Here is a 23,648-nt window from a genome sequence, read left to right on the forward strand (position 1 = left end):
AGTTGTGTGTCGTTTGTGTTAGTGCGCGGCGAGACCCTCGTTCGACAGCGCGGCGGCGCCATGTTCTAGTGCTGAGGTGCTGGAGTTCACCGTCGAGGACCTGTCCGCCGAGGACATCGAACGGCTGCGGGCGATCTACGAACCGCTGGCCGTCTCGGTGCGTGAGCTGGTCGATGCGACGATCCGGACCGAGGTGGACGCCGAGACCGTCGCCGCGGTGAAGGCCGACATCGACGCGGCGACGGCCCGGCTGCGGAGCAAGCAGATCGACGGCGCATTCGGGGTGAAACGGACCCCGTCGGGACGGAGCATCAGTTGGGGCAATGCCGTCATCGGTCTGCGCAATCCGACCGCCCCGCCGCTGGTGATCCACCGCGGTGAGGATGACCGGCGCTGGGCCGACTTTCATCTCGGTGCGGCCTACGAAGGCCCGCCCGGACATGTGCACGGGGGAGTGTCGGCGCTGATTCTGGATCATGTGCTCGGCGAGGCGGCCAGTCCCGACGCCAAACCCCGCTTCACCGGCAGCATCACCGTGCGGTACCTGCGGGCCTGCCCGCTCGGGCCGCTGCATGCGGAAGCACAGATCACCCGCGTCGACGGTGTGAAAACCTTTGTCTCCGGCCATATTTCCGACGCCGAGGGCATCACAGTGGAGGCCGAGGGCGTCTTCATCACTCCGCGCTGGCTGCGCGACTGACTGAGGTAGGTTCGCGCCATGGAGAAGGTGATTGTCACGCTGCGCACCGGTGCGGCCGACGACGAGTGGGCTGAACAACTGCGAGGGCCGGTCGCACAGGAACTGCTCGCGCTCGGGCTGCCGGGGCTGACGATCAACGTCCGAGACCGCGACGTTCGCGAGTCGATGATGACGCTGACGACGCTGGATCCACCGGTCCAGGGGCTGGTCAGTGTGTGGACGCAGCAGTACTACGGCGACCAGATGCTGATGGCGCTGGAACTGCTCGGTCACTACGCCGAGGAGATCGCCGCGTACCTGGTGACCGAGTCCGCGCCCCTGCCGCCGCCGTCGACCCCGCCGGGGGAGCGCTCGCCTGGGCTGGCCAACATGGCGCTGCTGCGCCGGCCGTCCGACATGGACGAGCGCACCTGGCTGTCTCGCTGGCACGGCAACCACACGCCGGTGGCGATCGCGACCCAGTCGACGTTCACCTACGTGCAGAACTATGTGGTGCGCGCGATCACCGAGGACGCCCCAGTGATCAACGCGATCGTCGAAGAGCATTTCCCCATCGAGGCGGTCGGGAGCCTGCACGCATTCTTCGGCGCCGCCGACGATGCCGACTTGCAGAGCCGCATGGAGCAGATGGTCGCCAGCACAGCGGCATTCGGTGCGAACGTGAACATCGACGCGGTGCCGACCAGCCGGTACAACTTTCGTAGTCCGTTCGTGGCTGAGCAGCCATGACCACGCTGGACGAGGCAGTCACGCTGGCCCAGGCGGACCGGGGCCTGGCGGTGGTCGCGACACTGCGCGCCGATGACACCATTCAGGCGTCATTGGTGAACGCGGGGATCGTCGCGCACCCGGCCACCGGCGAACCGGTACTGGGCTTCGTCACCTATGGCCGGGTCAAGCTGGCGAACCTGCGGGCCCGGCCCGCAGTGACGTTGACGTTCCGCGACGGCTGGCAGTGGGCGTCGGTGGAGGGCCGGGCCGAACTCGCCGGTCCCGACGACCAGCCTGGGTGGCTGGCGTCGGCAGACCAGTTGCGGCTGTTGTTGCGTGAGGTGTTCACCGCTTGCGGTGGCACGCACGACAACTGGGCCGAATACGACCGGACGATGGTCGAGCAGGGCCGCGTCGTGGTGTTGGTGGCGCCGACCCGGGTGTATTCCAACGGCTGACCTGGGTTTATCCCCAGATCCGCTTTCATCCCCAGACTGTTTCCTGTTGCCTCATGTCAAGATGCGCGCGTAGGAGTTTTGGCTGCCTTGTGTATGAGTGCGCGTTTGTTGACGCTGTCTCCCGGTTTGCTGGTGGTCAAGATGAGGAGTTGGTTGGTCAATGCGTGAATCCGGCGCTGGACGGCGGCGGGGTTGATGTTGCTTTGGGCTAGTGTCAGCGCGAGGATCCGGTCTTCGTCGACCATCGACGGGTGGGTGATCAAGCGCCGAAACGGAGTGGCTGCCTCGTCGTGCTTCTTGGTGACCTTCGCACCGTGACGGACCTTCGATACCAGTTTCTGCTGCGGGTGATAGTAGTTGGTGAGTTGGGACTGCAGCTGCCATATCTCGTTGAGCAACAACATCTCTGACGCTGTTGTGTAGCGGTGATAGCCCACCACCGTGCGGACCACCGCCCAGTTCTTCTGTTCGACGTGACAGCCGTCGTTCTTATTGCCCGGCCGCGCCCGGGTGAAGGTGATCTCGTTGTCCACGCACCACTGCAGTAGGTGGGTGTTGATGAACTCGGCTCCGTTGTCGGAGTCCACCCCCAGGATCGGGAATGGCATCCGTTCAACGATGACTTTGAGTGCGCGGAAGACACATGTCGCCGCCTTGCTGGGAATGGAGCGGTTCTCGGTCCACCCGGTGCAGATATCGGTCACGGTCAACGTGAAGGCGAACTGACCCCAGGCGCAGCCTCCGTCGTGGGAGACCAAATCGATCTCGACGAAACCGGGCCGGTCGTCCTGCCAGTCGGCCCAGGTTCTGACCGGGATCTGACTCTTGAGCAGCGACCCTGGCTTCGTGGTGGCACGCCCCCTGAGCTGGTGTTTGCGCCGTTCGGGAGCCAACCGTCGATCGATGGTGGCCGCCGACATCGACACCACCAACGCTGCAGTCTGGTCATCGATGACCAACTCCTGAAAATGGCGCAACACCGCCACCAATTCGCCCAACATCGGCGCCAATCGCTTGCCGGCCGGCATCCCCAGCACCGTCCAGCACACCGTCAGCGCGGCAATGACCTCTGGCCCGTACTTCACTGGTCGCGGCCTCTGCGAGGCCGCGACTTTCGGCGTCAACGCCGCCATAAGCGCCTTACGTGCGTGATTGCGATGCCAGCCGGTCGTGGCACACAACTCATCGAGAATCACGCCCTTGGCCCGCTTGTCGGCTCGCACATAGCGAACCGCAATCGCCTCGGTTACCGCCCTGCGTTCGGCCAACGTCAACCCCATCACCCGGGCCTACCGACGACATTGCTGACCGTTCACCTAGGCACGCCGCACGCGCGCATTTTCAGTGAGGCAACGAACAACGAATTCGCCGCCCTTCGCGCGCATTTCAGATGAGTCAACGCGTGTTTTACGGGATCCATTTCTGTCGGAGGTTCGCACTAGTGTTCGAAGTGTGAGCGTGGTCGACGCTGTGCGTGAGGCACGGGATCGGTATCTCGAGTCCGTGGCTGCGGTCGATTTCGATGAGCTTTCCCCTACTGATCGTTTTGTCGTGCTCGAAGAGTGGGAGACCGCACGGCGCCAGCAGGTCGCGGTCTCTCACGCATTGATCTCTCGGCTGGAACACGTCGAGGGTTGCCCACCGGTAGCGATCACCCTGGCCGATGTGTTGCGGATCAGCCCGCGGGAGGCCAAACGCCGGATCCGCGATGCCGAGCAGGTGTCGCCGCGTCGGGCGTTGACCGGGGAACCGTTGCCCCCGTTGCTACCCGAGACCGCCACAGCCTGGGATGCCGGACTACTGGACGCCGAGCACCTGCGGGTGATCCAGAAGTTCTTCCGTGATCTGCCCGACCACGTCCCGGCGGCGGAGGTGGAGAAGGCCGAACGCACACTGGCCGGCCACGCCCAAACGTTGCGGCCCGATCAGTTGGAGAAGATCGCCCACCGGCTCGCACTGCACCTCAACCCCGATGGCACGTTCTCCGATGAGGACCGGGCCCGCAAACGCGGATTCGTCTGGTGCGGTGGGCAACAGGTCGACGGGATGAGTGTGGGCCGGCTGATCGCCACGCCGGAGTTGCGCTCCCTGCTCGATGCCTGGTTCACCAAGTTCGCCGCACCCGGGGTGTGCAACCCCGCCGACCAGACACCTGCCCTCAGCCCATCCGAGGAGGTGGCCGACCGTGACCTGCGCAGCCACGGCCAACGTCAGCACGATGCGTTGACCGCGTTGGTGCGTGGTCAACTCGGTGACCCGAAGTTGGGGCAGCACAACGGGTTACCGGTGACGGTGATCGTCTCGGCCACCCTGCAGGACCTTCAGGCCACGACCGGGCACGCGGTCACCGCCACCGGCACCCTGCTGCCGATCCCGGACGTCATCCGGATGGCGAGCCACGCTTACCACTACCTGGCTCTGTTCGACGGGGTGCGCGGGCAGGCCCTGTGGCTGGGCCGCACCAAACGGGTGGCTTCGGCTGATCAGCGGATCATGTTGCACACCAAGGACCGCGGCTGCACCCGCCCCGGCTGTGATGCACCGGGCTACCTCACCGAAGTCCATCACGTCGACGAGTGGGCCCAGGGCGGGTTGACCAACATCGACACACTCACCCTGGCCTGCCCGGCCGATCACCGACTCCTCGACCACGGCTGGAAAACCCGAAAACTCGCCAACGGCGACACCGAATGGATCCCCCCACCACACCTACCCATGCTGCGCGGCGGCGTCAACGACTACCACCACCCCGAACGACTACTGGGGAGCTAGGTCTCACCTGCCGGGCTGTGGCTGCACGCCGCAGCGCGCCCCACCGTTAGGGTGTGCCGCGTGACGCTGCTCATCGACGACGAGAACCGGGTCCGCACGATCACCCTCAATCGCCCGGACGCTCTCAACGCCTTCAATGAGGCCCTCTACGACGCCACCGCCGAGGCACTGCTCGCCGCCGCCGACGATCCCGAGGTCGCCGTCGTCATGATCACCGGAGCGGGCCGCGCATTCAGTGCCGGCCAGGATCTGGGCGACATGCAGGAGCGCATCACCAATCCCGACTTCGTCCAGGGCGCGCACGGATTCCCGGGCCTGATCACCGCGCTGAGCCAATTCCCCAAGCCGCTGATCTGTGCGGTCAACGGGGTCGGCCTGGGTATCGGCACCACGATCCTGGGCTACGCCGACCTGGCGTTCATGTCGTCGACAGCGCGGCTGAAATGTCCCTTCACCAGCTTGGGGGTAGCTCCGGAGGCGGCGTCGTCATACCTGTTGCCGCAGTTGATCGGTCGGCAGAACGCGGCGTGGCTGCTGATGTCCTCGGAGTGGGTGGATGCCGCCGAAGCGTTGCGCATGGGTCTGGTCTGGCGGGTCAGTGAGCCCGACGACCTCATCGCGGATGCCCGAAAGCACGCCGAAGTGCTTGCCTCCCGGCCTATTTCGAGCCTGATGGCCGTCAAGCAGACCATGGTCGCGCCGTTCCGGCAGGGCATCGCCGATGCCACCGCGCGGGAGAACGCCCTCTTCGAGAAGTTGATGGGCGCCGCCGCCAACGCCGAGGCGCTGGCGGATTTCCACCGCGGAAAGTCGTAGTTCAGCTCGCCCGTGCCGTGTCGCCGACCGACGCGAAATGCTGTTCGATGATGGCCCGCACCGTGCGGCGGCACCGGCCGCAATCGCCGCCCGCACCGCATGCCGCGGCGACCTGCTTGGACGTGCACGCGCCGCGGGCAACGGCCTCGCTGACCGTGGCGCTGGTCGCCCCCGCGCAGAGGCACACGTACATCAGCGGTTCACTCTCGTCGCAGGGCGGCGTCGCACACCGGTCATATTAGCCGAGACTAACCTTAGTTAGGTACCCCTACAACATGCCGTCTCGTTCAGCTGAACAAAACCGCCCTCGTCCTTGCATTAGGGTGATTCCGGCAGCCAGGCAGTCAGCAGATGCGGGGAGAAGTCATGCAAGGTGATCCGGAAGTTCTTCGCTTGCTCAACGAGCAGCTGACCAGTGAACTGACCGCCATCAACCAGTACTTCCTGCACTCCAAGATGCAGGACAACTGGGGCTTCACCGAGCTGGCCAAGCACACCCGCGAGGAATCCTTCGACGAGATGCGCCACGCGGAGGCCATCACCGATCGCATCCTGCTGCTCGACGGCCTGCCCAACTACCAGCGGCTCGGCTCGCTTCGCGTCGGGCAGACCCTGCGCGAACAGTTCGAGAGCGACCTGGCCATCGAGTACGAGGTGGTCGCCCGGCTCAAGCCGGCCATCATCGTGTGCCGCGAGAAGCTGGACTCCACCACGGCCAACCTCTTCGAAGAGATCGTGGCCGACGAGGAGCACCACATCGATTACCTCGAGACGCAGCTCGAGTTGATGGACAAGCTGGGCGTGGAGCTGTACTCCGCGCAGTGTGTGTCACGACCCCCGAAGTAACCTACGAGCGGTCTTCGGCCCGCCACGCGTAGACCATGCACACTTCGCTCTGCACGGCGCCGTAACGCTCGCGCTCACTGGCGTACCAGTACGTGGTGAACCCATGTGCTTCGAGCATCTCGATGATCACGTCTTTGGTGGCGAAGTACTCCACCTCCAAAACCACCTGACGGACCATGTCCCACTGGGTCGGCGTGATGCCCTGCAGCACTGCGATTTCGGCGCCCTCGACATCGAGTTTCAGGATGTCGATGCGGGTCAGGCCGTACTCCTCGATGACCGACGACAGCGGGACCAGGGTGGCCGTCACCGTGGTGGTGCGGCCCATCCACGCGACCACCGGGCGCACCGCCGCCCGGCGGACGGCGATGGGAGCGACGGGGATGAAACCCGCCACATCGGCGACGAACCGGTCCAGTCGCTGCCGCGCGAACTCGGCATCCCGTGTGCTCCACAGCGAGAAGTTGGGGTGGTGCTGGAATACTGCCGTCTCGCTGGTCGCAGACAGTCCGCGGTTGATCGGGTGGATCATCAGGGACGCACCGGGTCGGGCGCCCATCACCGCGGAGTACTCGCCGCGATTGGCGGCCTCGGCGTTGACCGCCAGCACCGAGTAGGTGGTGGGAATCGGTTCGAACGCGAACACCTCCGCCTCGCCGCGGCAGCGCAGGGCCGCGAACAAGGTGAACATGCCGATGTTCGCGCCGGCGTCCACAATGATTGCGCCGGGCTGGAAGTCGATGTAGTCGCCCTTCGCGTACACCGAGTCCGGGCCGAAGATCTCCGGGTACAGGAAGTTGGTTTCGATCCGCTGCCACTGATGGATGCGCATGCCGTTGGGCAGCGTCATCGGTGTGCCCCCCGGTCGCGTCCGGAGCATCGTCCTGGCCCGCCAGCCCGCCGCCACAACCACCGCCCCCGCAAGACCGCCGACCAGCGCACGCCGGCCCGGGAGAGAGTTCACCCCGGTATTGTCCCTGAGCTCACGCCACGTCGGTGAAGAACTAGAACACGTTCCAGATCTGCGTCTCCCGGCGTACCATCACGCCATGAGCCGAATCGGAAACTTTCCCGACGACGACGTCGCGGGCTGGATCGTCAAGTCTCCCGACCTGGGAACGGCAATGGCCGCCTTCTCCCAGGCGGTCTACAGCGACAAGAACCGGCTGCCCATGCGGGTGCGCGAGCTGGCCCGTGCGGTGATCGCCCAGGACAACGAATGCGTCTTGTGTCAGAACACCCGGGACGCCGACGGTCCGGCGGCCGGTGTGGACGAGGAGCTCTACGACCACGTGCTGGAGTGGAAGACGTGGGAGGGCTACAGCGAGCAGGAGCGCATCGCCGCCGAGTTCGCCCACCGGTTCGGAACCGATTGGGCCAAGCTCAAATACGACGACGACTTCTGGGATCGTGCCCGCGAGCATTTCTCCGACGAGCTGATGGCCGACCTGACGTTGTCCTGCGCGATGTGGGTCGGCATGGGCCGGATGCTCAGCACGCTGGACATCGGCCAGAGTTGCAAGCTGACCCTGCCGAGCCGCGCGTAGCCGCTATTCGTCGCATCCGGCGGGTGCGGTCGGCACAATAGCTGCCATGACCACACCGCCGGGCGGCGCAGCTATCGGGCAATTGGATGCCGACGGGGTGGATACCGTCGTCGGAACGTTCGTCAATCCCGCCGGCCTGACCCACGCCAAAACCGTGCCGGCCCGCCGGATCAACGCGTTCGCCGATCCCGGGCTGGGGTTCAGCCCGGTCACCCACGGGTTCGCCATCGACCGTGCCGGGATCGCCTTCGCGCCGGGCATCAGCGTTGTCGGCGACCAGCGCGTCCGCATCGATCTGGACGCATTGCGGGTCATCGGAGATGGCCTGGCGTGGGCACCTGCCTCGTTCTTCGACCAGGACGGCAACCCCGTCCCGGCCTGCGCGCGCGGAACGCTGGCGCGCATCGAGGCGCGGTTGGCCGACGCCGGCCTCCAGGCGCTGGTCGGGCACGAGATCGAGTTCCTGCTGGTCGATCCCGACGGCAACCGGCTGCCCGGCAACCTGTGGGCGCAGTACGGGTTGGCCGGCGTGCTGGAATACGAGGGTTTCGTACGGGACGTGACGGCCGCGGCCGCGACGTCCGGTGTGGGCATCGAGCAATTCCATCCCGAGTACGGCATCAACCAGTTCGAGATCTCGCTGGCCCCGAAGTCGCCGGTGGCCGCCGCCGATCAGCTGATCCTGACCCGCATCATCATCAGCCGGGTGGCCCGCAAGTACGGGCTGCGGGTGAGCCTGTCACCGGTGCCGTTCGCCGGGAGCGTGGGTTCGGGCGCGCATCAACACTTTTCGCTGTCACGAGCCGACACCCCGGTGTTCTCCGGCGGGACCGGCGCGCAGGGGATGACCCCCGAAGGGGAGCATGCCCTCGGCGGCATCGTCTCCGGGCTGCCACAGGCGCAGCTGATCTTCTGCGGGTCCATCGTGTCCGGTCTGCGAATGGAACCCGGCAACTGGGCCGGCGCCTACGCGTGTTGGGGCACCGAGAACCGGGAAGCGGCAGTGCGTTTCGTCCGCGGTGGACACGGCAACCCGTACGGGGCCAACGTCGAGGTCAAGGTTGTCGACCCGTCGGCCAATCCGTACTTCGCCACCGCCGCGATCCTCGGACTCGCGGCCGACGGCATCGAGAGCGGCACCGCACTGCCGCCCGAGACGTCGGTCGACCCGGCCACCTTGTCCGACGATGACCGCACCGCCGCGGGAACCGTAGCGCTGAGCACCGACCAGGCACAGGAGATCACGGCACTCGACGGGTCGGCCCGGTTGCGGGCGATCCTCGGTGATCCCGCCGTCGACGTACTGGTCGCGGTCCGCCGCTACGAGCACGAAATGTACTCGCACCTGGACTCCGAGGCGCTGACCGAGAAGTTCCGGATGGCCTGGAGTTTATGAGTGCACGCGTCCTCGGCGCTCGACGACCACATCGCCGGTCTCCGCCTGGTGGACAACCACGTCCACGGCTACTGGCTGACCCCAGGTGACCGCAGGCGCTTCGAAAACGGGCTCAACGAGGCCAACATCGAGCCGCTTGCCGACTTCGACTCCGGCTTCGACACTCAACTCGGTTTCGCGGTGCGCGCTCATTGCGGTCCGATCCTGGGGCTCACCGAACATGTTGATCCGCAGCGCTATTGGGAACGCCGCAGCGAGCTGACCGAAGAGCAACTGGCACGGCTGTTCCTGCCGGCCGCCGGGGTGAGCGACTGGCTGGTCGACACCGGCCTGCCCGGCGGGATCGCCGGGCTGCCCGAGATCGCCGACGCATCCGGAGGCACGGTCGGCGAGATCGTGCGCCTCGAGCAGGTCGCCGAGCAGGCGGCCGCATCCCCGGGCGACTACGCCGACGCGTTCCGCCGGATCCTGCACCAGCGCAGCGAGACCGCGGTCGCCACCAAGACGGTGCTGGCCTATCGCGGCGGCTTCGACGGCGATCTGTCCGACCCCGACCCGCGCGATGTCAGTGCCGCGGCAGCCCGTTGGCGCGACGCCGGGGGAGTGCGGCTGGCCGACCGCACACTGTTGAGGTTCGGCGTGCACGAAGGGCTTCGGCTGGGCAAGCCGCTGCAGTTCCACGTCGGCCTCGGCGACCGCGACTGCGATCTGCACCGGACCAATCCGATGCACTTGCTGGACCTGCTGCGCCAGTCCGGCAGTACGCCGATCGTCCTGTTGCACTGCTATCCCTACGAACGGGAAGCCGGTTATCTGGCACAGGCTTTCAACAATGTCTACCTCGATGTCGGTCTGAGCATCAACCACCTCGGCGCCCGCGCCGAAGCCTTCATCGCACGCACTCTGGAGTTGGCCCCGTTTCGCAAGATCCTGTATTCCTCGGATGCGTTCGGCCCGGCCGAGCTGCACTATCTGGGTTCGCGGCTCTGGCGAGCGGGGACGGCCGCGGTCCTCGCCGGCTTCGTGGCGCGTGACCAGTGGAGCCAGGCCGACGCGATCCGGGTTGTCGACCTGATCGGGCGGGAGAACGCCGTCCGCGTCTACGGTCTCTAGCGACCCGATTTCGCCGTTCGCTTGGACCCAGCGGTGCCCTTGCTCGTCGCCTGCGCCTTGGCGTGACCGGTCGAGGATGTGTTTGACGCGGCCTTGTGTGCCGGGCCGGCGACACCTTTGGTCACGACCGGCGCCAGGGTCACCGTCGCCGCACTCGCCTTCGGCAGCAGGTGCGGTAGTGCGAGGTGCAGCGATGCGGGCGGACCGGGCCGGGTCAGCTGTGCCGCGATGGCCTTGGCGGCCTGGAGCAGATTCTCGACGGTCCCGAAACCGACGGTCGCGCCGGACAGCAGACCGCCAGCCGGATCGATGAACGCTGTTGGGCCACCAGGGAATCCGTTGAGAAAGGCGTCGGTCAATACCGCGGGTGCGCTGACGAAGTCCTCGACCACCGAGGTGATGTCGCGCGACGAGATCGAGTCGACGACGTTCTGCGCCAGCGCCGCGAAAGCCGAGACCGTCGCGTTGATCGGGTAGATCGGGGTGAGCGCGACTGAGGCAAGGACGAGCGGTAGCGCGTTCTGGATGACGTCGTTGTAGTTGGCGACCATGTTCTGGATGACCGGCACCACGCCGCCGATCAGCGGCAGCGCCGGACCCAGGAGCAGGCCGGTGCCGGTGCCGAACAGGCCGACGATCGCGTCGCTGACCTGACCGTCGCGCAACTGGGTGATGGTGGTTTGCAGCGCCGCGGGCAAGGCCTTCAGCTGGTCGGTCAATGCGGCTCCGGCTTGGTTGAGGGCAGTGCCGAGAAGCTGGGCATTGCCGGCGCCGTTGGCCAACATCGCGCGCAGGATGGGCAACGGGTCGGCGGCGATCTCGTTCGCGAGCCCGGTCAAGCTGGCCACCGTGTGGGTGACCAGATTGGAATACGCGGTGATCGGATCGACCAAGGCGACCAAGCCCACATCGATGTTCGAAATACGTTGTGCTGCAACATCAAATGGATCGGAAACAGGGGAGACCGGAGTCATGGCGATTGCGCCGGCCCCGAGTAGAGCCACGCCGGCGGTGGCATAGGAACGGATTGCGGTATGCATGGGGGCCCCTTTCGAGTCGGGATCGAACACCCACTGGCAAAGTAACTCCGAAACTTACCCCGAAGTAAGTAAAAGATGCGATCGCAAATACTTGCCGTTGCATGCGCAACAGATTCGGCATCCACTTAGTTTCGCTGCCTAGTTACATCGCCGCGAACTCGCCGGTCGTGTACCGCGCCGTGAGCTTTCGGCGGGGACGCTCGGCACGGCGGCTCTGTCCTCGCGGGTTTCTTGCTGGCCCCGGATCGTCCGCGGAATAGCTGTGATCACAGCATGATTCGTCGAGCGGCGCAGATTTGCTTTCCGGCCGATCTACGAAGTGTCACGGTCGGTATGACATTGACTTACCTGGGAAGACGCTGTGTGCCAACGGAATTCCGTATTTCTTTGCCGGCGGTAGCACCGGTCCCGGCAGATTGGTCAGGAGGGCGGGAAGTGCATCCAGTGCGCGAAGTCGGCCGGCCCGGTGCAGATCAGCGGCACCCCGTAGACCTTGGGCTCCCATTCGTCACCGGCCACCCGCTGCTGCGCGGTGGTTCCGGGTGTGGTGCACGGCAGCGCGTTGGCCGCCTCACCGACCAGCGGTCCCGTCGCCACCCACGTGCCGCTGGCCGCGCAGATGAGGGTGTTCTTCTGACTGTCGAACCCGAAGACGAAGCCCGGGCTCGGTGTGCAGGGTGTTCCGCCGACGACGTTCTGCGCGACATTCGGCACGCAGTTCGGGGAGTGGCATGAGGTCGCCGACGCCGGTCCGGCGAGCGGTATCGCCACGCTCAGCAGTCCCGACGCGACAATCGACCCAATGACGACCCTGCGCATCTATGCCTCCTGACGACGGTGCCGGTTCGGCCTGATCAGACTAGCGTCGTGGGCCCGGGCTGGTGCTCAGATCAGCCCGTTCGCCTCGAAGATCCTCGAGGTGCCGGCCGTCGGGTCGGGATTATCGGGGCCCTTGGACCCTCCCGATACCGCTGCCATGGGGTGACGCTGGTTCCCATGCGCTCGCCACGGATGCTCGTCGCCGGGATCGCCGCGATGGCCCTCACCGCGTGCGGTCCGACGGTCGGCCCGCCGATGAAGACCAGCGTGGTCACCGCCGCGCCGTCGACGCTCACGCAGACCCGGACCGTCGCACCGCCCACCCCGCCGCTTCGGCAGTCGATGCAGGCGTGGTGGGACAACGTGCAGGACCATGTCAGGGCAATCCAGTCGGCAACGGCGGCGGTGTCAGCGGCAGCGCAGGCCAACGACGTCGTGTCGCTGAGTACGGCGTGCTCGAAGTACCACGACGGGGTGGCTGGACTGCAGGGCCACATGCCACCCCCTGACCCGGCTTTCGGCGCCGAATTCCAGGCCGGGCTTTCCGATTACGACGTGGCGATGCACTTCTGCATGGCGGCAACGGACGACATCGACTCCAACGAACTTCGGCACTTGCTCGAGTTCCTGCGCTCAGGCAACGCCGCGATGGGTCGGGCGGGCACGATCCTGGATCAGGATCTCGGGGAATCGGTCCAGCTGGGCTAGCGGGCTCAGATCAGGCCGGTGGCGTCGAAGATCCACGACGTGTCGGCTCCTGCCAGGTCCTCGAGCCAGGTCGGCGGCGCGAAGCTCGTCAGCCCGTTCATGTCCCAGTAGTCCTTCCACAGCGTGATCTTGCCGTCGGCGACCTTGTGCACCGTGACGAAATTCAGCACGCCCTGCTCGCCGGTCGTGAACGTCCACGTCTCGGAGTGCTCGTACATGGCGTCCACGCCGTTGCTGACCAGAACACCGTCGTGATTCTCGTAGCCGGCCAGCGGCTCCAGCCCGACCTTGAGGCGCTTGACAATGTCCTCGGGTCCGCGCGCTGCCGCGATCGGGCCGACCGGCATGTCGACATAGATGCAATCGTCGGACAGGAACGTCTTCAACGTCTCCCAGTCGCGGTTCGACAGCGCCTTCCACATTCCCAACACGGTCTGGGCCACATCCGTGGGTACCGCCGAAGTGTCAATTGACATGCGCCAGCTCCGTTTCCGTCGTCGTGGTCTTTCCGGGTGCCGCCGTCGCCCGGCCCACCCGCAGGAAACTGCCGGTCCGCTCGGACCCGAGAACGGGCGTCGGCTCGCCGTCGCGGACCACCGCACGCCCGCCGATCAGGACCAGATCGACGGCATCGTTGTTGCGGTTGACCATCCGGGGCAGGCCGGCGTACTGCTCGACGGGGTTCTCGGCGTAGTCGTCGAGATGGCTGTCGAGGCGCTTGGGGTTGATCACCACCAGATCGGCCCGATCGCCGACGCGAAGGTGGCCGGCGTCGATCTGATACCAGTCGGCCAGCTCACCCGTCATCCGGTGCACGGCCTGCTCGACCGACATGAAGGGGCGGCCCTTGCGATCGGCGTCGCGCACATGGCGCAACAGCCGCAGGCCGTAGTTGTAGAACGCCATGTTGCGCAGGTGCGCACCGGCATCGGAGAAGCCCATCTGGACACCGGGGTCGCGGGCGAGTTTCTTGAGCACCTCCGGCCGGTGGTTGGAAATCGTGGTGCGCCAGCGCAGCTTGGTGCCGTGCTCGAGCACCAGGTCCAGGAACGCGTCCACCGGGTGCAGCTCACCGCGTTCCATGCCGACCTGCCCGAAGGACTTGCCGACCACCGTGTCGTCGGGACAGGCGACGATCTCGGCGTCGAAGAAGTCCCGGTGCCACACCCGCACCCCGAACTTGGTGTCGTAGTCCTTACGGAACTGGCGGCGGTACGCCTCGTCGGCCAGCAGCGCGTTGCGCTCGACCTCGTCACGCAGGTGCAGTGCGGCAGCACCGGAGCCGAACTCTTCGAACACCACCAGATCGATACCGTCGGCGTACACCTCGAACGGAACCGGCAGATGTTGCCAGCGGAAGTCGCCGCCCAACTTGTTCGCCGCTTTGGCCAAGGGGCCCATGATCAGGATGGCGAACGGATTGGCCTTGACGTCGGCCGCCGACAGCAGGCTGGTCTTCAGCTTGTCGCGCAGAACCGGAATCGATTGCGCCACTTGCGATACCAGATTCAGCGGGTTCTGGATGTCCGGCCCCGACTGCAGCACACGGCCGCGCTTGCGCAACAGCGACTTGAGCCGCCGCAGCTCGCGGGGCTTGGCGTAGGTCGACGGCAGCGTCCGCGACCGGCAGGTCTCGCCGTCGATCTTGTCGAACAGCAGCTGCTGCGACGACATTCCGACGAATCCGGCGTCCAGCGCCTCGGCGAGCATCCGCTCCATCTCGGCCTGCTGAGCAGCGCTGGGCCGCACATCTTCTCGGGTGGCCTGATCCAGCCCCATGACGGCGGTCCGCATGTCGGAGTGTCCGATGAACGCCGCGATGTTGGGTCCCAGCGGCCGTGACTCCAGTGCCTGGACGTATCCCTCGGCGGTGGTCCAGGTCTTGGCGTCGTCGATGGCGGCGACGACGTGCTCGCGCGGAATCGCCTCGACTCGGCCGAAAAGATCGCCGGCATCGCTGCCGCCGACGTGGATCGTGGACAGCGAGCACGAACCGAGCAGGACGGTGGTGACGCCGTGCCGGACCGATTCCGGCAGACCGGGACCACCGAGCACCTCGACGTCATAGTGGGTGTGCACGTCGACCATCCCCGGCAGCACCCACCTGCCGCCCGCTTCGACGACGTCGTCGCAACCGGTGACATCGAGGGGGCGCAGGCTGACGGTGGCGATGCGGCCGTCGCGGATGCCGATGTCCCGGATCCCGGACGGGGCGCCCGTTCCGTCGAACCACCGACCGTTGCGGATGATTGTGTCGTAGCTCACGAGCGTCAATAGAACCGTTTGCTTGCACGAGTGTCAACGATTTAGTGGACACTTTCTTCGATCTGTTTACTCCATGTGCGCCCAGGCGTCCGGCTGCCGCCCGTCGACATCGACGAAGCCGTACGCCCGTGCCAGATCGCCCGCCGACACCGACCGCTGATGCCAGCGCGACCTGTGCTCGTCGGCGGCAATCGCCGCGATCGCCCGGCCCACATACCGCGGCGTTTCGGATTCCGCGAAACCCGGCGGTGCGGTCGGCCCTCCGTCGGCGCGGTCGTCGTCGAGCGCCAACCGCCAGTTCTCCTCGGTGACGCCGTAGTGCTCGAGCATGATCTCCGAGCGCATCCAGCCGGGCGTGACGGCGACGGCAGTCGCACCGTACGGCGTCAGCTCGTGACCGAGCGCGAACGCCATCCGGTTGACCGCACTCTTGACCGCGTCGTAGAACACCGAAATGCGATAGTTCACGGCATTGTATTCGGCTGTGCCATCGGTCATTTCGACCAGCAGTCCACCTGGTCGCTGGACCATCAACGGCAGCAGGGCGTGCGAGGTGATCAGGTGGGTGTCGATGCCGAGACGCAGGATCCGCAGCCCGTCGGCGATGTCGAGCTCCCAGATCGGACGGTTCCACTGCGGCGGCTCACCCTTGAGGATCTCGGCGCCCCAGATGTCGTTGACCAGCACATCGATACGGCCGAACTCCGACCGGATCCGGTCGGCCAACCCGCGTACCTGCTCGGGGTCCAGGTGATCGACCTGGATCGCCACCCCGGTTCCGCCGAGCTCGTCGACCAGCGCGGCGGTGCCCTCGATGGTCTCCGGCCGGTCGTAGTCAGAACCGCCGCGCCCGGTGATACTGCTGCGGCCGGTGCAGATGACGGTCGCGCCGGCCTCCCCGAGTGCGGCGGCGATTCCGCGGCCGGCGCCCCGCGTGGCACCGGCCACGACCGCGATCCGGCCGGTGAGCACAGCCTCTGACGACATGAACCCCAGGCTAGTCAGGCCTGCACGTCCGGTTCCGATCTCTGCTTCAGCTCACGCTCACCCAACAGGCGCATACTCGCCTAGGTGACTCCATTGCAGCGCTACATCGCCGAAGAGATTGCCACGGATCACGTCGACGGCCTGCTGAGCCGCCGCGAAGCGCTGCGGCGGCTGGCGCTGTTGGGCGTCGGCACCGCGGCTGCCGGCGCGCTGATCGCCGCGTGCTCCAGCGACAAACCGAAGACCGCATCGTCGTCACCGGCGACAGCCCCACCGACCTCCGCGGCGCCACCGCCCGGCATGGCCACGGCGCTGCCCACCGAACCCATCACCTTCGCCGGCCCACGCGGGCCGGTGCAGGGCGCCTGGGCACAGGCCGCCACCCCGCGCGGGGGCGTGGTGGTCATCCACGAGAACAAGGGCCTCAACGACTGGGTTCGCACCGTCGCCGGCCGACTGGCCGGGATCGGCTACTCGGCGCTGGCCATCGACCTGCTCTCCGAGGAGGGCGGCACCGCCACGTTCACCGACCCCGCCGCCGCGACCGCCGCGCTGGGCACCATCCCGCCCGAGCGCTTCGTCGCCGACCTCCGGTCGGGGCTCGACGAAGTGGCGCGCCGCACGCCCGGTCAGAAACTCGCCGTCGTCGGCTTCTGCTTCGGCGGCGGACTGGTGTGGCGGTTGCTGGCCGCCGGCGAGTCCCGGCTGGCCGCCGCCGTGCCGTTCTACGGTCCATTGCCGGAGAACCCGGACTTCACCGGGTCGAAGAACGCGGCGGTCCTCGGCTTGTATGGTGCTCTCGACCAACGGGTCACGTCCTCGGAGCCCGCGGCCAAGGCGGCGCTGAATCAGGCCGGCCTCGTCAACGACCTGATCGTCGAGCCCGACGCCGACCACGCGTTCTTCAACGACAGCGGACCTCGCTACAACCCGGTCGCGGCCGCCGATGCGTGGACCCGGGTGCAGGACTGGTTCAGCCGGTATCTGGCTTAGTCGTCGAGCCGGACGGTGACGGTCACCCGGCCGCGGGCATCCCGGGTGGCCACGGCGTGGCCGGGACGCTGCGTGCCGCCGAGCAGGATGGTGAGCGGGGCGCCCTCGCCGGTGAAGTTGCGCCACCACTTCTTGCCGTCGGGCATCGCGACACCGATGAGGATGTCTGAGCCGCGTCGGCGGTAGCCGACAGGTAGCACCACGCTGCGGCCACTGCGCCGGCCCGTGTAGCGGATCTCGGTCAGCCCCAGCCCGACGATGCGGCCCCACCGCGGCGACGTGATCAGTGCGGTCGCGCCGCGATTGATCGCAGCGGAGGCCGCGCGGAACACATCCGAAATCTGCACGTCACCAACGCTAGACCAATTGTGGCTGTTCACCGCGTGTTCAAGACGCGGAAGGTCCGGGGTCGCCATCCGCACATCGCCACACGATCGGATACGGCCATGATGAGGGTCGCGCAGGTCGCGAACTTCTACGGCCCCCGGTCGGGCGGACTGCGCACCGCGGTCGACCGGCTGGGCGCGGAGTACTGCGCCGCCGGACATGAGGTGTTCCTGATCGTGCCCGGATCGAGCGCCACCCATACTGTGCTGCCCAGTGGAGTCACCCGAATCACGGTGCCCGCCAGACAGATTCCATTCACCGGCGGCTACCGCGCGGTGACGCCGGCGCCGGTCACCACATTGCTGGAGCGATTGGCGCCCGATGCCATCGAAGTGTCGGACCGGTTCACCCTGCGCTCGCTGGGCCGGTGGGGTGCGCGACAGGGCGTCACCACGGTGATGATCTCGCACGAGCGCCTGGATCGGTTGACCGGTCAGATCATGCCCAAGCGGCTGGCCCGCCGGATCGCCGACCTGGCGAACCGTCGCACCGCGGCGAACTACGACACGGTGCTGTGTACCACCGGTTTTGCCCGCGAAGAGTTCGACCGCATCGGCGCGACGAACGTGGTGACGGTGCCGCTGGGTGTGGATCTGGACATGTTCCATCCCCGCCGGTTCTGCACACGTACCCGCAACCGGTGGGCCGCCCCGGATCAGGTGCTGCTGGTGCACTGCGGCCGGCTGTCGGTGGAGAAGCATGCCGACCGGAGTATCGATGCACTTGCCGCCCTTCGTGATTCAGGTGTGGATGCCCGGCTGGTGATTGCCGGCGACGGGCCGATGCGGGCGCGGCTGCAACGGCAGGCGGCGCGGCTACCGGTGGATTTCACCGGGTTCATCGACTCGCGCAACGCCGTCGCCACCTTGCTGGCGTCCGCCGACGTCGCGCTGGCACCCGGTCCGCACGAAACATTCGGCTTGGCCGCGTTGGAGGCGCTGGCCTGCGGGACACCGGCGGTCGTCTCGCGCACCTCGGCATTGTCCGAAATCCTCACCTCGGACAGTGGTGCGTGCGCCGACAACGATCCGCGCGCGATCGCCGCGGCCGTCGCCGGGGTCATCGATCGCCCCGAGCAGCAGCGGCGGTTCTGCGCCAGGCGACGGGCCGAGACGTTCACCTGGCCGCGGTCGGCGGCGGGCATGCTGGCGGCGCTGAGCGGTTTGGCCCACGACCGTGACGGGAACGCCGTGAATTGACGGTGCCGTATCAGCGGCCCCTCCACTGAAGGAGCCAGGATGGCCTCGAACAATGTCGTGTGGATAGTCATCGCCGTAGTCGCCGCGCTGATCGTGATCGGAGCGCTGGTCTGGGTCGGCCGTAAACGCCAGATCAGCCGCCGGGTCGCGCAGGCCGAGGAAATCCGCGAGGAGGTCCGCCAGAAGGAAGTCAAGGTGCAGCGGCGTGAGGCGCTGGCGGAGGAAACCGCAGCCAAAGCCCGTGCAGCGCAGGCCGAAGCGGAAGCCAAAGCTGCTGAAGCGGCCCGCCTGCAGGAGAACGCCGAAAATCATCGCACCGAGGCGGCCGCTCACCGCGACGAACTCGACGAACGCGCCCAGCACGCCGACGCGCTCGACCCCCGGGTCTCCGACGAGGATCGCGCCGAGTCAGTCGCGCGAGGTGATCAGCCCGGGCGCGCCGAGGCTGACCGGTAGCTCGGCCCAGCCGCGCAGCACCCGGGTGTCGCGGCGGCTGCCGAGCCCGGCGAGCTGCGCCTCCGGGAAATGCGTGAAGAACCGGCGCAGACCCACCTCGCCCTCGGCTCGCGCCAGCGCGGCCCCGAGGCAGAAATGCCGTCCGCCCGAAAAGGCAAGGTGTTTACCGGCATTGGGGCGGCTGACGTCGAAGCGGTGCGGGTCTTCGAACACCGCCGGGTCACGGTTGGCCGCCGCGAGATAGATCGCCACCATCTCGCCCGCCCGAACCGTTGCGCCGGCTACCTCGGTGTCTCGCAGGGCGATCCGCGCCGACAGCTGCACGGGCGACTCCAGGCGCAGGATCTCTTCGACGGCGCCCGGCCACAGTGACGGATCCTCCTGCAGCCGAGCAAGCTGGTCGGGGGAGTTGAGGAGCAATCGGATTCCGTTGCCCAGCAGGTTGACTGTGGTCTCGAACCCGGCGGCCAGTACCAGCCCGGCGACGCCGGCCAGTTCGTTCTCATCGAGGTGCTGACCCTCGTCCGAGGCGACGATCAGCTGGCTCATCAGGTCGTCGCCGGGATGCTCGCGAAGCTGTTGCAGGTGCGCGGCCAGCCACAGGTTGAATCCGGCAAGTCCCTTTTGCACCCGCTGGTACTGCGACCAGGACAATCCGACATCCAGGCTCGGAGCGGCGAGCTCGCCGAATTCCAGAATCCGCGGCCGGTCGGCTTCCGGGACGCCGAGGATGTCGCCGATCACCGAAACGGGCAACTGCGCGCAATACCGCTCGACGATGTCGACGACGCCGGGACCGTCGGACAGCTGGTCGAGCAGGTCCGCCGCGGTGTCCTCGACCCGGTCCCGCAGCGCGGTCACGGCGCGCGAGGTGAACACGGACGAGACGGTCTTGCGGTACCGGGTGTGTTCGGGGGGCTCGACCGCCAGCAGGGACGGCGGCCGCAGCGGATGCAATAGGTCGTCGCGGGTGCGGCGCTCCACCCAGCGCAGCGGCTTGGGCAGGTTTCCGCCGAGGATGATCACCCGGAAATCGTCGGAGCGCAGGAGCTCGTGGGCGACCGCGTGGTCGAGAGTCAGGTACCCCACTCGAGTGGGAAGCATCGGACCCTGGGGACGCATCTCTTCGAAGAATGAGACCGGGTCGGCGCGCACGGCCGGGTCGAACGCCATCCGGGCCTGTGGGTCGCCGCGACGGGCCGCCGCACTGGCCGCCGCTCGGATCACGCCGTGCATCACCAACCAGTGCACCCGCTGCTTCATGTCCATCACGCTACGAGTGCCGCACCGTCCGCGCCACAATGTCAGGCGGGTGTCCAGCTCACCGGCAGCCGTTTGATGCCATGGATGAACGCGGACAGCAGCATCGAGGGCTCCTCGGTGACCGCGATATCGGGGATGCGGCGGTGCAGTTCTTCGAACACGACGGCGATCTCGCGGCGGGCGAGGTTGGCGCCGAGGCAGAAGTGGGCGCCGCCGCCGCCGAACCCGACGTGATGGTTGGGGGTGCGGGTGACGTCGAAGAGGTACGGGTTGGCGAACTTCTCCTCGTCGCGGTTGGCCGAGGCGTACCACATGGTGACCTTGTCACCCTCGGCCATCGTGACCCCGCTGAGTTCGACGTCGCGGGTGACGGTGCGGCGCATGTAGATCACCGGCGACGCCCAGCGCACCACTTCCTCGACCGCGGTGTCGGTGACGCCGGCGAAGTCGTTCCACCAGATCTCACGCTGCTCGGGATAGCGGGTCAGCGCGAGCACGCCGTGGCTGATCGCGTTGCGGGTGGTCTCGTTTCCCGCGACGGCCAGCAGGATGAAGAACGAGGCGATCTCGGCCGACGTCAGCCGCTCCCCGTCGACCTCGGCCGCCACCAACGACGTGGTCAGGTCCTCCCGTGGGTTGATCCGCCGGTCCTCGGCGAGCGCGGTGGCGTAGGCGCCGATATCGAAGGCCACCTTGAGGAACTCGTCGAAGTCGGTGGTCAGGTCCGGGTCGCCGAAACCGAGAATGATGTTGGTCCAGTGGAATATCCGGTCGTGGTCGTCCTCGGGGATGCCCATCATGTCGCAGATGACCTGCAGCGGCAGCGGACCGGAGAGCTCGGTGACCAGCTCGGCATTGCCGTCCGGATGGTTGGCGATCATCGCCGACACCAGTTGCTGCGCACGGTCGCGCACCGACGCCTCGGTGCGGGCCACCACCTTGGGGGTGAAGGCACTGCGCACGATGTTGCGCAGCCGCGCGTGCCGCGGGTCGTCCAGCGCGATCATCGAGCCGAAGTACTCGGCGACCTCCGGGATCTGATCGCCGATCGTGATGTTCGGATAGGAGCTGAAGATGTCCGGGTGGCGGCTGGCGTAGAAGACATCGTCGAGCTTGGTCAACGCCCAGTGGCCGGGGCCTGCCTCGATACCCTCGAACTCCACCTCGTGGAAGAACTTGATCGGGGCCTCGCGGCGCAGAGTGGCGAACGCGCCGTCGCGCAGCGCGTCGTCCATGCCCCAGAACTCGAAGGTGCCGAGATTGATGTCCTCGAGCGCCATTTCGGGCGGCTGCTGACCATTGACTCGAGTGGCGATGCCCATGCGAATCCGTTCCGTCGTCGCTGCGGTTAGTACGACAGTAGATTCTCTTCACCCACGGTCGTGTTCATTTCCGGATTCAGGCAAGCTTGCTCCCACGATGACGCGCACCTCGACGACACTGCGTTTCGGCCTGCTGCTCACGCTGGCAAACGGCTTCCTGGACGCCTACACCTACCTCGCCCGCGGCGGGGTGTTCGCGAACGTGCAGACAGCCAACGTCATCCTCTTCGCGCTGGACACGAGTCAGGGCAAACTCAGCGCGGCGCTCGCGCATGTGTGGCCGCTGCTGGCGTTCTTCGCCGGCGTGGGGCTGGCGTCGCATCTGAAGTCGGGCCGGGTGGAGCGGTACCTGAAGCATCCGCTGCGCTGGACGATGCTGGTGCAGGCGGTGGTGCTGTTCATCATCGGGTTCGTACCGACCACGGTGGCGCACAGCTATGTGACGGTGCCGATCTCGTTCGTCGCGGCCATGCAGATCGGGTTGTTCCGCAACATCGGTGATTTCGTGTATCTGCCGGTGGCGACCACCGGCAACCTGATGCGTCTGGTGGAAAGCGGTTACACCGGTTTCGTGGACCGCGACGCGACCGCGCGGCAGGCGTTCACCACCTACGCCGCATTGACGGTGTTCTTCGCCGGCGGCGCGGTGGTCGGCGCGTTCGCCACCCGCGCCTGGAGCGTGCACGCGATCTGGATCCCGGCCGCCGTCCTGTTCGTCACGCTGATCCTGTTCGTCATCGACGAACGCAAGGGAGTGGAGCCATGAATCTGCCGCCGCTGCAATGCCGCTCGTGCGGCCGGGAATTCGACGTCGCCGCGCTGGTGTGGCGATGCCCGTGTGGCGGGGTACTCGACGTCATCGAGACGTGGCGACCCGAGGGCGATTCCGTGTTGCCGGTACCGGTCGGCGCATCGATCACCCTCGGTGAAGGAAACACCCCGATGATTCCGTCGACGACGCTGCCGGCCGTCCGGTTCAAGCTCGAATTCTTCAGTCCCACCCTGTCTTTCAAAGATCGCGGCGCGGTGGTCCTGGCGGCGCTCGCTGATCGGCTCGGGGTCCGGGAGGCCGTTGTGGACAGCAGCGGCAATGCCGGAACCGCGGCCGCCGCGTATCTCGCCAGGGCCGGCATCGACTGCCAGGTGCTGGTTCCGGAGGCGACCTCGCCGGAGAAGCTCGCCCAGATCCGCGCGCACGGCGCCGCACTGACGCTGGTGGAGGGGGACCGCGCCGCGACCGCTGCCGCGGCGGCCCGGATCGCGCAGCGCCCCGGCATCTTCTACGCCAGTCACGTCTACCACCCGTATTTCGTGCACGGCGTGAAGACCTACGGATACGAGATCTGGCAGCAGAACGGACGCACGCTGCCGTCGGCGGTGCTGGTTCCCGTCGGCAACGGGACGCTGCTGCTGGGCTGCCACCTCGCCTTCACCGAGTTGGTCGCCGCCGGTCTGGCCGACCGGATGCCGGCGCTGATCGCGGTCCAGGCGGCCGGGTGTGCACCGCTGGCGGCGGGGTGGGACGGCCGAGTTGCGGCCCTGGGGTCCACGGTGGCCGAGGGCATCGCGATCACCGCGCCGCCCCGCGCCGAGCAGATCCTGGCCGCGGTGCGCGATTCGGGCGGCACGATCGTCACCGTCGACGACGACGCGATCGTGGCGGGGCGTCAGGCGCTGGCTCGTGAGGGCCTGTTCGTCGAGCCGACGGCAGCGGTCTGTTACGCGGCGGCGGCCGGCGCCGCCGCCCGATCAGGCCCCGACTGGGAGCGGATCAACGATGTGTTGGCCAACGGCGACGTGGTGATTCCGTTGTGCGGCGCGGGTCTCAAGCATCCCGGAGATTGAACCGC

At 67.0% G+C, this 23,648-nt stretch carries 26 protein-coding genes; 15 read left to right on the top strand and 11 right to left on the bottom strand.

The window, feature by feature from the left end:
• Nucleotides 1-76 precede the first annotated feature (76 nt).
• Genes D3H54_RS13830 through D3H54_RS13840 form a run of 3 tightly spaced genes read left to right on the top strand, consistent with a single transcriptional unit; the run spans nt 77 to nt 1,869 of the window.
• Nucleotides 77-700: a PaaI family thioesterase gene (locus D3H54_RS13830; protein ID WP_149379515.1), complete on the top strand. Its 624-nt coding sequence runs from the start codon at nt 77-79 to the stop codon at nt 698-700.
• Nucleotides 701-718: 18 nt separating this feature from the next.
• Nucleotides 719-1,429 carry a hypothetical protein gene (locus tag D3H54_RS13835; RefSeq protein ID WP_149379516.1) on the top strand — a complete coding sequence of 237 codons (711 nt, stop codon included), beginning with the start codon at nt 719-721 and terminating at the stop codon, nt 1,427-1,429.
• A complete protein-coding gene (locus tag D3H54_RS13840) occupies nt 1,426-1,869 on the top strand; it encodes a TIGR03618 family F420-dependent PPOX class oxidoreductase (RefSeq protein WP_149379517.1) in 444 nt (147 codons plus the stop codon). The genes D3H54_RS13835 and D3H54_RS13840 overlap by 4 nt, the downstream gene beginning before the upstream one ends.
• 56 nt (nt 1,870-1,925) lie before the next feature.
• On the opposite strand, the gene D3H54_RS13845 is transcribed toward D3H54_RS13840, so the two are convergent.
• Nucleotides 1,926-3,149 (bottom strand): integrase catalytic domain-containing protein, encoded by a 1,224-nt coding sequence (locus D3H54_RS13845; RefSeq protein WP_149379518.1) that lies wholly within the window; start codon nt 3,147-3,149, stop codon nt 1,926-1,928.
• A 172-nt stretch (nt 3,150-3,321) separates the two neighbouring features.
• On the opposite strand from D3H54_RS13845, the gene D3H54_RS13850 reads away from it, so the two are divergent.
• Together D3H54_RS13850 and D3H54_RS13855 are read left to right on the top strand one after the other, a co-directional pair.
• Nucleotides 3,322-4,641: an HNH endonuclease signature motif containing protein gene (locus D3H54_RS13850; RefSeq protein WP_149379519.1), complete on the top strand. Its 1,320-nt coding sequence runs from the start codon at nt 3,322-3,324 to the stop codon at nt 4,639-4,641.
• A 60-nt stretch (nt 4,642-4,701) separates the two neighbouring features.
• Complete coding sequence (locus D3H54_RS13855; protein WP_149379520.1) at nt 4,702-5,457, top strand: enoyl-CoA hydratase/isomerase family protein; 756 nt, start codon at nt 4,702-4,704, stop codon at nt 5,455-5,457.
• 1 nt (nt 5,458) lies between these two features.
• On the opposite strand, the gene D3H54_RS13860 is transcribed toward D3H54_RS13855, so the two are convergent.
• Entirely contained in the window at nt 5,459-5,650 is a 192-nt protein-coding gene (locus D3H54_RS13860) for a (2Fe-2S)-binding protein (protein ID WP_149379521.1), read from the bottom strand.
• A 173-nt stretch (nt 5,651-5,823) separates the two neighbouring features.
• On the opposite strand from D3H54_RS13860, the gene bfr reads away from it, so the two are divergent.
• Complete coding sequence (bfr, locus tag D3H54_RS13865) at nt 5,824-6,303, top strand: bacterioferritin (RefSeq protein ID WP_036345068.1); 480 nt, start codon at nt 5,824-5,826, stop codon at nt 6,301-6,303.
• 1 nt (nt 6,304) lies between these two features.
• Here the strand turns inward: bfr and D3H54_RS13870 are convergent, their stop codons facing one another.
• Nucleotides 6,305-7,267: an FkbM family methyltransferase gene (locus D3H54_RS13870; protein WP_149379522.1), complete on the bottom strand. Its 963-nt coding sequence runs from the start codon at nt 7,265-7,267 to the stop codon at nt 6,305-6,307.
• 85 nt (nt 7,268-7,352) lie between these two features.
• Here D3H54_RS13870 and D3H54_RS13875 point away from each other — a divergent pair, with 85 nt between their 5' ends.
• Genes D3H54_RS13875 through D3H54_RS13885 form a run of 3 tightly spaced genes read left to right on the top strand, consistent with a single transcriptional unit; the run spans nt 7,353 to nt 10,359 of the window.
• A complete protein-coding gene (locus D3H54_RS13875; RefSeq protein ID WP_149379523.1) occupies nt 7,353-7,850 on the top strand; it encodes a carboxymuconolactone decarboxylase family protein in 498 nt (165 codons plus the stop codon).
• A 46-nt stretch (nt 7,851-7,896) separates the two neighbouring features.
• Nucleotides 7,897-9,246, top strand: coding sequence for a type I glutamate--ammonia ligase (locus tag D3H54_RS13880; RefSeq protein WP_149379524.1), 1,350 nt, complete (start codon nt 7,897-7,899; stop codon nt 9,244-9,246).
• Nucleotides 9,247-10,359: an amidohydrolase family protein gene (locus D3H54_RS13885; protein ID WP_149379525.1), complete on the top strand. Its 1,113-nt coding sequence runs from the start codon at nt 9,247-9,249 to the stop codon at nt 10,357-10,359.
• Here D3H54_RS13885 and D3H54_RS13890 read toward each other — a convergent pair.
• Entirely contained in the window at nt 10,356-11,399 is a 1,044-nt protein-coding gene (locus D3H54_RS13890; RefSeq protein ID WP_149379526.1) for a hypothetical protein, read from the bottom strand. The genes D3H54_RS13885 and D3H54_RS13890 overlap by 4 nt on opposite strands.
• A 420-nt stretch (nt 11,400-11,819) precedes the next feature.
• Nucleotides 11,820-12,218, bottom strand: a complete 399-nt coding sequence (locus D3H54_RS13895) for a hypothetical protein (RefSeq protein ID WP_149379527.1) — start codon at nt 12,216-12,218, stop codon at nt 11,820-11,822.
• Between the two features lie 177 nt (nt 12,219-12,395).
• Here D3H54_RS13895 and D3H54_RS13900 point away from each other — a divergent pair, with 177 nt between their 5' ends.
• Entirely contained in the window at nt 12,396-12,926 is a 531-nt protein-coding gene (locus D3H54_RS13900) for a hypothetical protein (protein ID WP_149379528.1), read from the top strand.
• A gap of 5 nt (nt 12,927-12,931) precedes the next feature.
• Here the strand turns inward: D3H54_RS13900 and D3H54_RS13905 are convergent, their stop codons facing one another.
• The 3 genes from D3H54_RS13905 to D3H54_RS13915 all read right to left on the bottom strand — a co-directional run bounded on the left by D3H54_RS13905 (nt 12,932) and on the right by D3H54_RS13915 (nt 16,178).
• Nucleotides 12,932-13,402 (bottom strand): nuclear transport factor 2 family protein, encoded by a 471-nt coding sequence (locus D3H54_RS13905; protein WP_149379529.1) that lies wholly within the window; start codon nt 13,400-13,402, stop codon nt 12,932-12,934.
• Nucleotides 13,392-15,191 carry an N-acyl-D-amino-acid deacylase family protein gene (locus tag D3H54_RS13910; RefSeq protein WP_210419696.1) on the bottom strand — a complete coding sequence of 600 codons (1,800 nt, stop codon included), beginning with the start codon at nt 15,189-15,191 and terminating at the stop codon, nt 13,392-13,394. Before D3H54_RS13910 ends, D3H54_RS13905 begins: the two co-directional genes overlap by 11 nt.
• 66 nt (nt 15,192-15,257) lie before the next feature.
• Entirely contained in the window at nt 15,258-16,178 is a 921-nt protein-coding gene (locus tag D3H54_RS13915; RefSeq protein WP_149379531.1) for an SDR family oxidoreductase, read from the bottom strand.
• Between the two features lie 84 nt (nt 16,179-16,262).
• On the opposite strand from D3H54_RS13915, the gene D3H54_RS13920 reads away from it, so the two are divergent.
• Entirely contained in the window at nt 16,263-17,171 is a 909-nt protein-coding gene (locus D3H54_RS13920; protein ID WP_149379532.1) for a dienelactone hydrolase family protein, read from the top strand.
• Here D3H54_RS13920 and D3H54_RS13925 read toward each other — a convergent pair.
• Nucleotides 17,168-17,518: a hypothetical protein gene (locus tag D3H54_RS13925; RefSeq protein ID WP_286199234.1), complete on the bottom strand. Its 351-nt coding sequence runs from the start codon at nt 17,516-17,518 to the stop codon at nt 17,168-17,170. The genes D3H54_RS13920 and D3H54_RS13925 overlap by 4 nt on opposite strands.
• A gap of 102 nt (nt 17,519-17,620) precedes the next feature.
• Here D3H54_RS13925 and D3H54_RS13930 point away from each other — a divergent pair, with 102 nt between their 5' ends.
• Complete coding sequence (locus tag D3H54_RS13930; protein WP_149383528.1) at nt 17,621-18,757, top strand: glycosyltransferase; 1,137 nt, start codon at nt 17,621-17,623, stop codon at nt 18,755-18,757.
• 39 nt (nt 18,758-18,796) lie between these two features.
• Nucleotides 18,797-19,213, top strand: coding sequence for a hypothetical protein (locus tag D3H54_RS13935; protein ID WP_149379533.1), 417 nt, complete (start codon nt 18,797-18,799; stop codon nt 19,211-19,213).
• Here the strand turns inward: D3H54_RS13935 and D3H54_RS13940 are convergent.
• Nucleotides 19,166-20,476, bottom strand: a complete 1,311-nt coding sequence (locus D3H54_RS13940) for a cytochrome P450 (RefSeq protein WP_149379534.1) — start codon at nt 20,474-20,476, stop codon at nt 19,166-19,168. The two genes, D3H54_RS13935 and D3H54_RS13940, sit on opposite strands and share 48 nt — an antisense overlap.
• Before the next feature lie 41 nt (nt 20,477-20,517).
• Complete coding sequence (locus D3H54_RS13945) at nt 20,518-21,798, bottom strand: cytochrome P450 (protein WP_149379535.1); 1,281 nt, start codon at nt 21,796-21,798, stop codon at nt 20,518-20,520.
• A gap of 97 nt (nt 21,799-21,895) precedes the next feature.
• On the opposite strand from D3H54_RS13945, the gene D3H54_RS13950 reads away from it, so the two are divergent.
• Together D3H54_RS13950 and D3H54_RS13955 are read left to right on the top strand one after the other, a co-directional pair.
• Nucleotides 21,896-22,564 carry a YoaK family protein gene (locus D3H54_RS13950; RefSeq protein ID WP_149379536.1) on the top strand — a complete coding sequence of 223 codons (669 nt, stop codon included), beginning with the start codon at nt 21,896-21,898 and terminating at the stop codon, nt 22,562-22,564.
• Nucleotides 22,561-23,643, top strand: a complete 1,083-nt coding sequence (locus D3H54_RS13955) for a pyridoxal-phosphate dependent enzyme (RefSeq protein ID WP_149379537.1) — start codon at nt 22,561-22,563, stop codon at nt 23,641-23,643. The genes D3H54_RS13950 and D3H54_RS13955 overlap by 4 nt, the downstream gene beginning before the upstream one ends.
• Nucleotides 23,644-23,648: the final 5 nt, after the last annotated feature.

This window comes from Mycobacterium sp. ELW1, assembly GCF_008329905.1.
GTDB lineage: Bacteria > Actinomycetota > Actinomycetes > Mycobacteriales > Mycobacteriaceae > Mycobacterium.

What these genes read in the sequence shown, in the direction of transcription:
- D3H54_RS13900 (WP_149379528.1), top strand. Translation starts at nt 12,396, where the DNA reads ATGCGCTCGCCACGGATGCTCGTCGCCGGGATCGCCGCGATGGCCCTC.
- D3H54_RS13860 (WP_149379521.1), bottom strand. Translation starts at nt 5,650, where the DNA reads ATGTACGTGTGCCTCTGCGCGGGGGCGACCAGCGCCACGGTCAGCGAG.
- D3H54_RS13880 (WP_149379524.1), top strand. Translation starts at nt 7,897, where the DNA reads ATGACCACACCGCCGGGCGGCGCAGCTATCGGGCAATTGGATGCCGAC.
- D3H54_RS13930 (WP_149383528.1), top strand. Translation starts at nt 17,621, where the DNA reads ATGAGGGTCGCGCAGGTCGCGAACTTCTACGGCCCCCGGTCGGGCGGA.
- bfr (WP_036345068.1), top strand. Translation starts at nt 5,824, where the DNA reads ATGCAAGGTGATCCGGAAGTTCTTCGCTTGCTCAACGAGCAGCTGACC.
- D3H54_RS13835 (WP_149379516.1), top strand. Translation starts at nt 719, where the DNA reads ATGGAGAAGGTGATTGTCACGCTGCGCACCGGTGCGGCCGACGACGAG.
- D3H54_RS13935 (WP_149379533.1), top strand. Translation starts at nt 18,797, where the DNA reads ATGGCCTCGAACAATGTCGTGTGGATAGTCATCGCCGTAGTCGCCGCG.
- D3H54_RS13875 (WP_149379523.1), top strand. Translation starts at nt 7,353, where the DNA reads ATGAGCCGAATCGGAAACTTTCCCGACGACGACGTCGCGGGCTGGATC.
- D3H54_RS13945 (WP_149379535.1), bottom strand. Translation starts at nt 21,798, where the DNA reads ATGGGCATCGCCACTCGAGTCAATGGTCAGCAGCCGCCCGAAATGGCG.
- D3H54_RS13845 (WP_149379518.1), bottom strand. Translation starts at nt 3,149, where the DNA reads ATGGGGTTGACGTTGGCCGAACGCAGGGCGGTAACCGAGGCGATTGCG.
- D3H54_RS13890 (WP_149379526.1), bottom strand. Translation starts at nt 11,399, where the DNA reads ATGCATACCGCAATCCGTTCCTATGCCACCGCCGGCGTGGCTCTACTC.
- D3H54_RS13895 (WP_149379527.1), bottom strand. Translation starts at nt 12,218, where the DNA reads ATGCGCAGGGTCGTCATTGGGTCGATTGTCGCGTCGGGACTGCTGAGC.
- D3H54_RS13840 (WP_149379517.1), top strand. Translation starts at nt 1,426, where the DNA reads ATGACCACGCTGGACGAGGCAGTCACGCTGGCCCAGGCGGACCGGGGC.
- D3H54_RS13905 (WP_149379529.1), bottom strand. Translation starts at nt 13,402, where the DNA reads ATGTCAATTGACACTTCGGCGGTACCCACGGATGTGGCCCAGACCGTG.
- D3H54_RS13950 (WP_149379536.1), top strand. Translation starts at nt 21,896, where the DNA reads ATGACGCGCACCTCGACGACACTGCGTTTCGGCCTGCTGCTCACGCTG.
- D3H54_RS13955 (WP_149379537.1), top strand. Translation starts at nt 22,561, where the DNA reads ATGAATCTGCCGCCGCTGCAATGCCGCTCGTGCGGCCGGGAATTCGAC.
- D3H54_RS13915 (WP_149379531.1), bottom strand. Translation starts at nt 16,178, where the DNA reads ATGTCGTCAGAGGCTGTGCTCACCGGCCGGATCGCGGTCGTGGCCGGT.
- D3H54_RS13940 (WP_149379534.1), bottom strand. Translation starts at nt 20,476, where the DNA reads ATGAAGCAGCGGGTGCACTGGTTGGTGATGCACGGCGTGATCCGAGCG.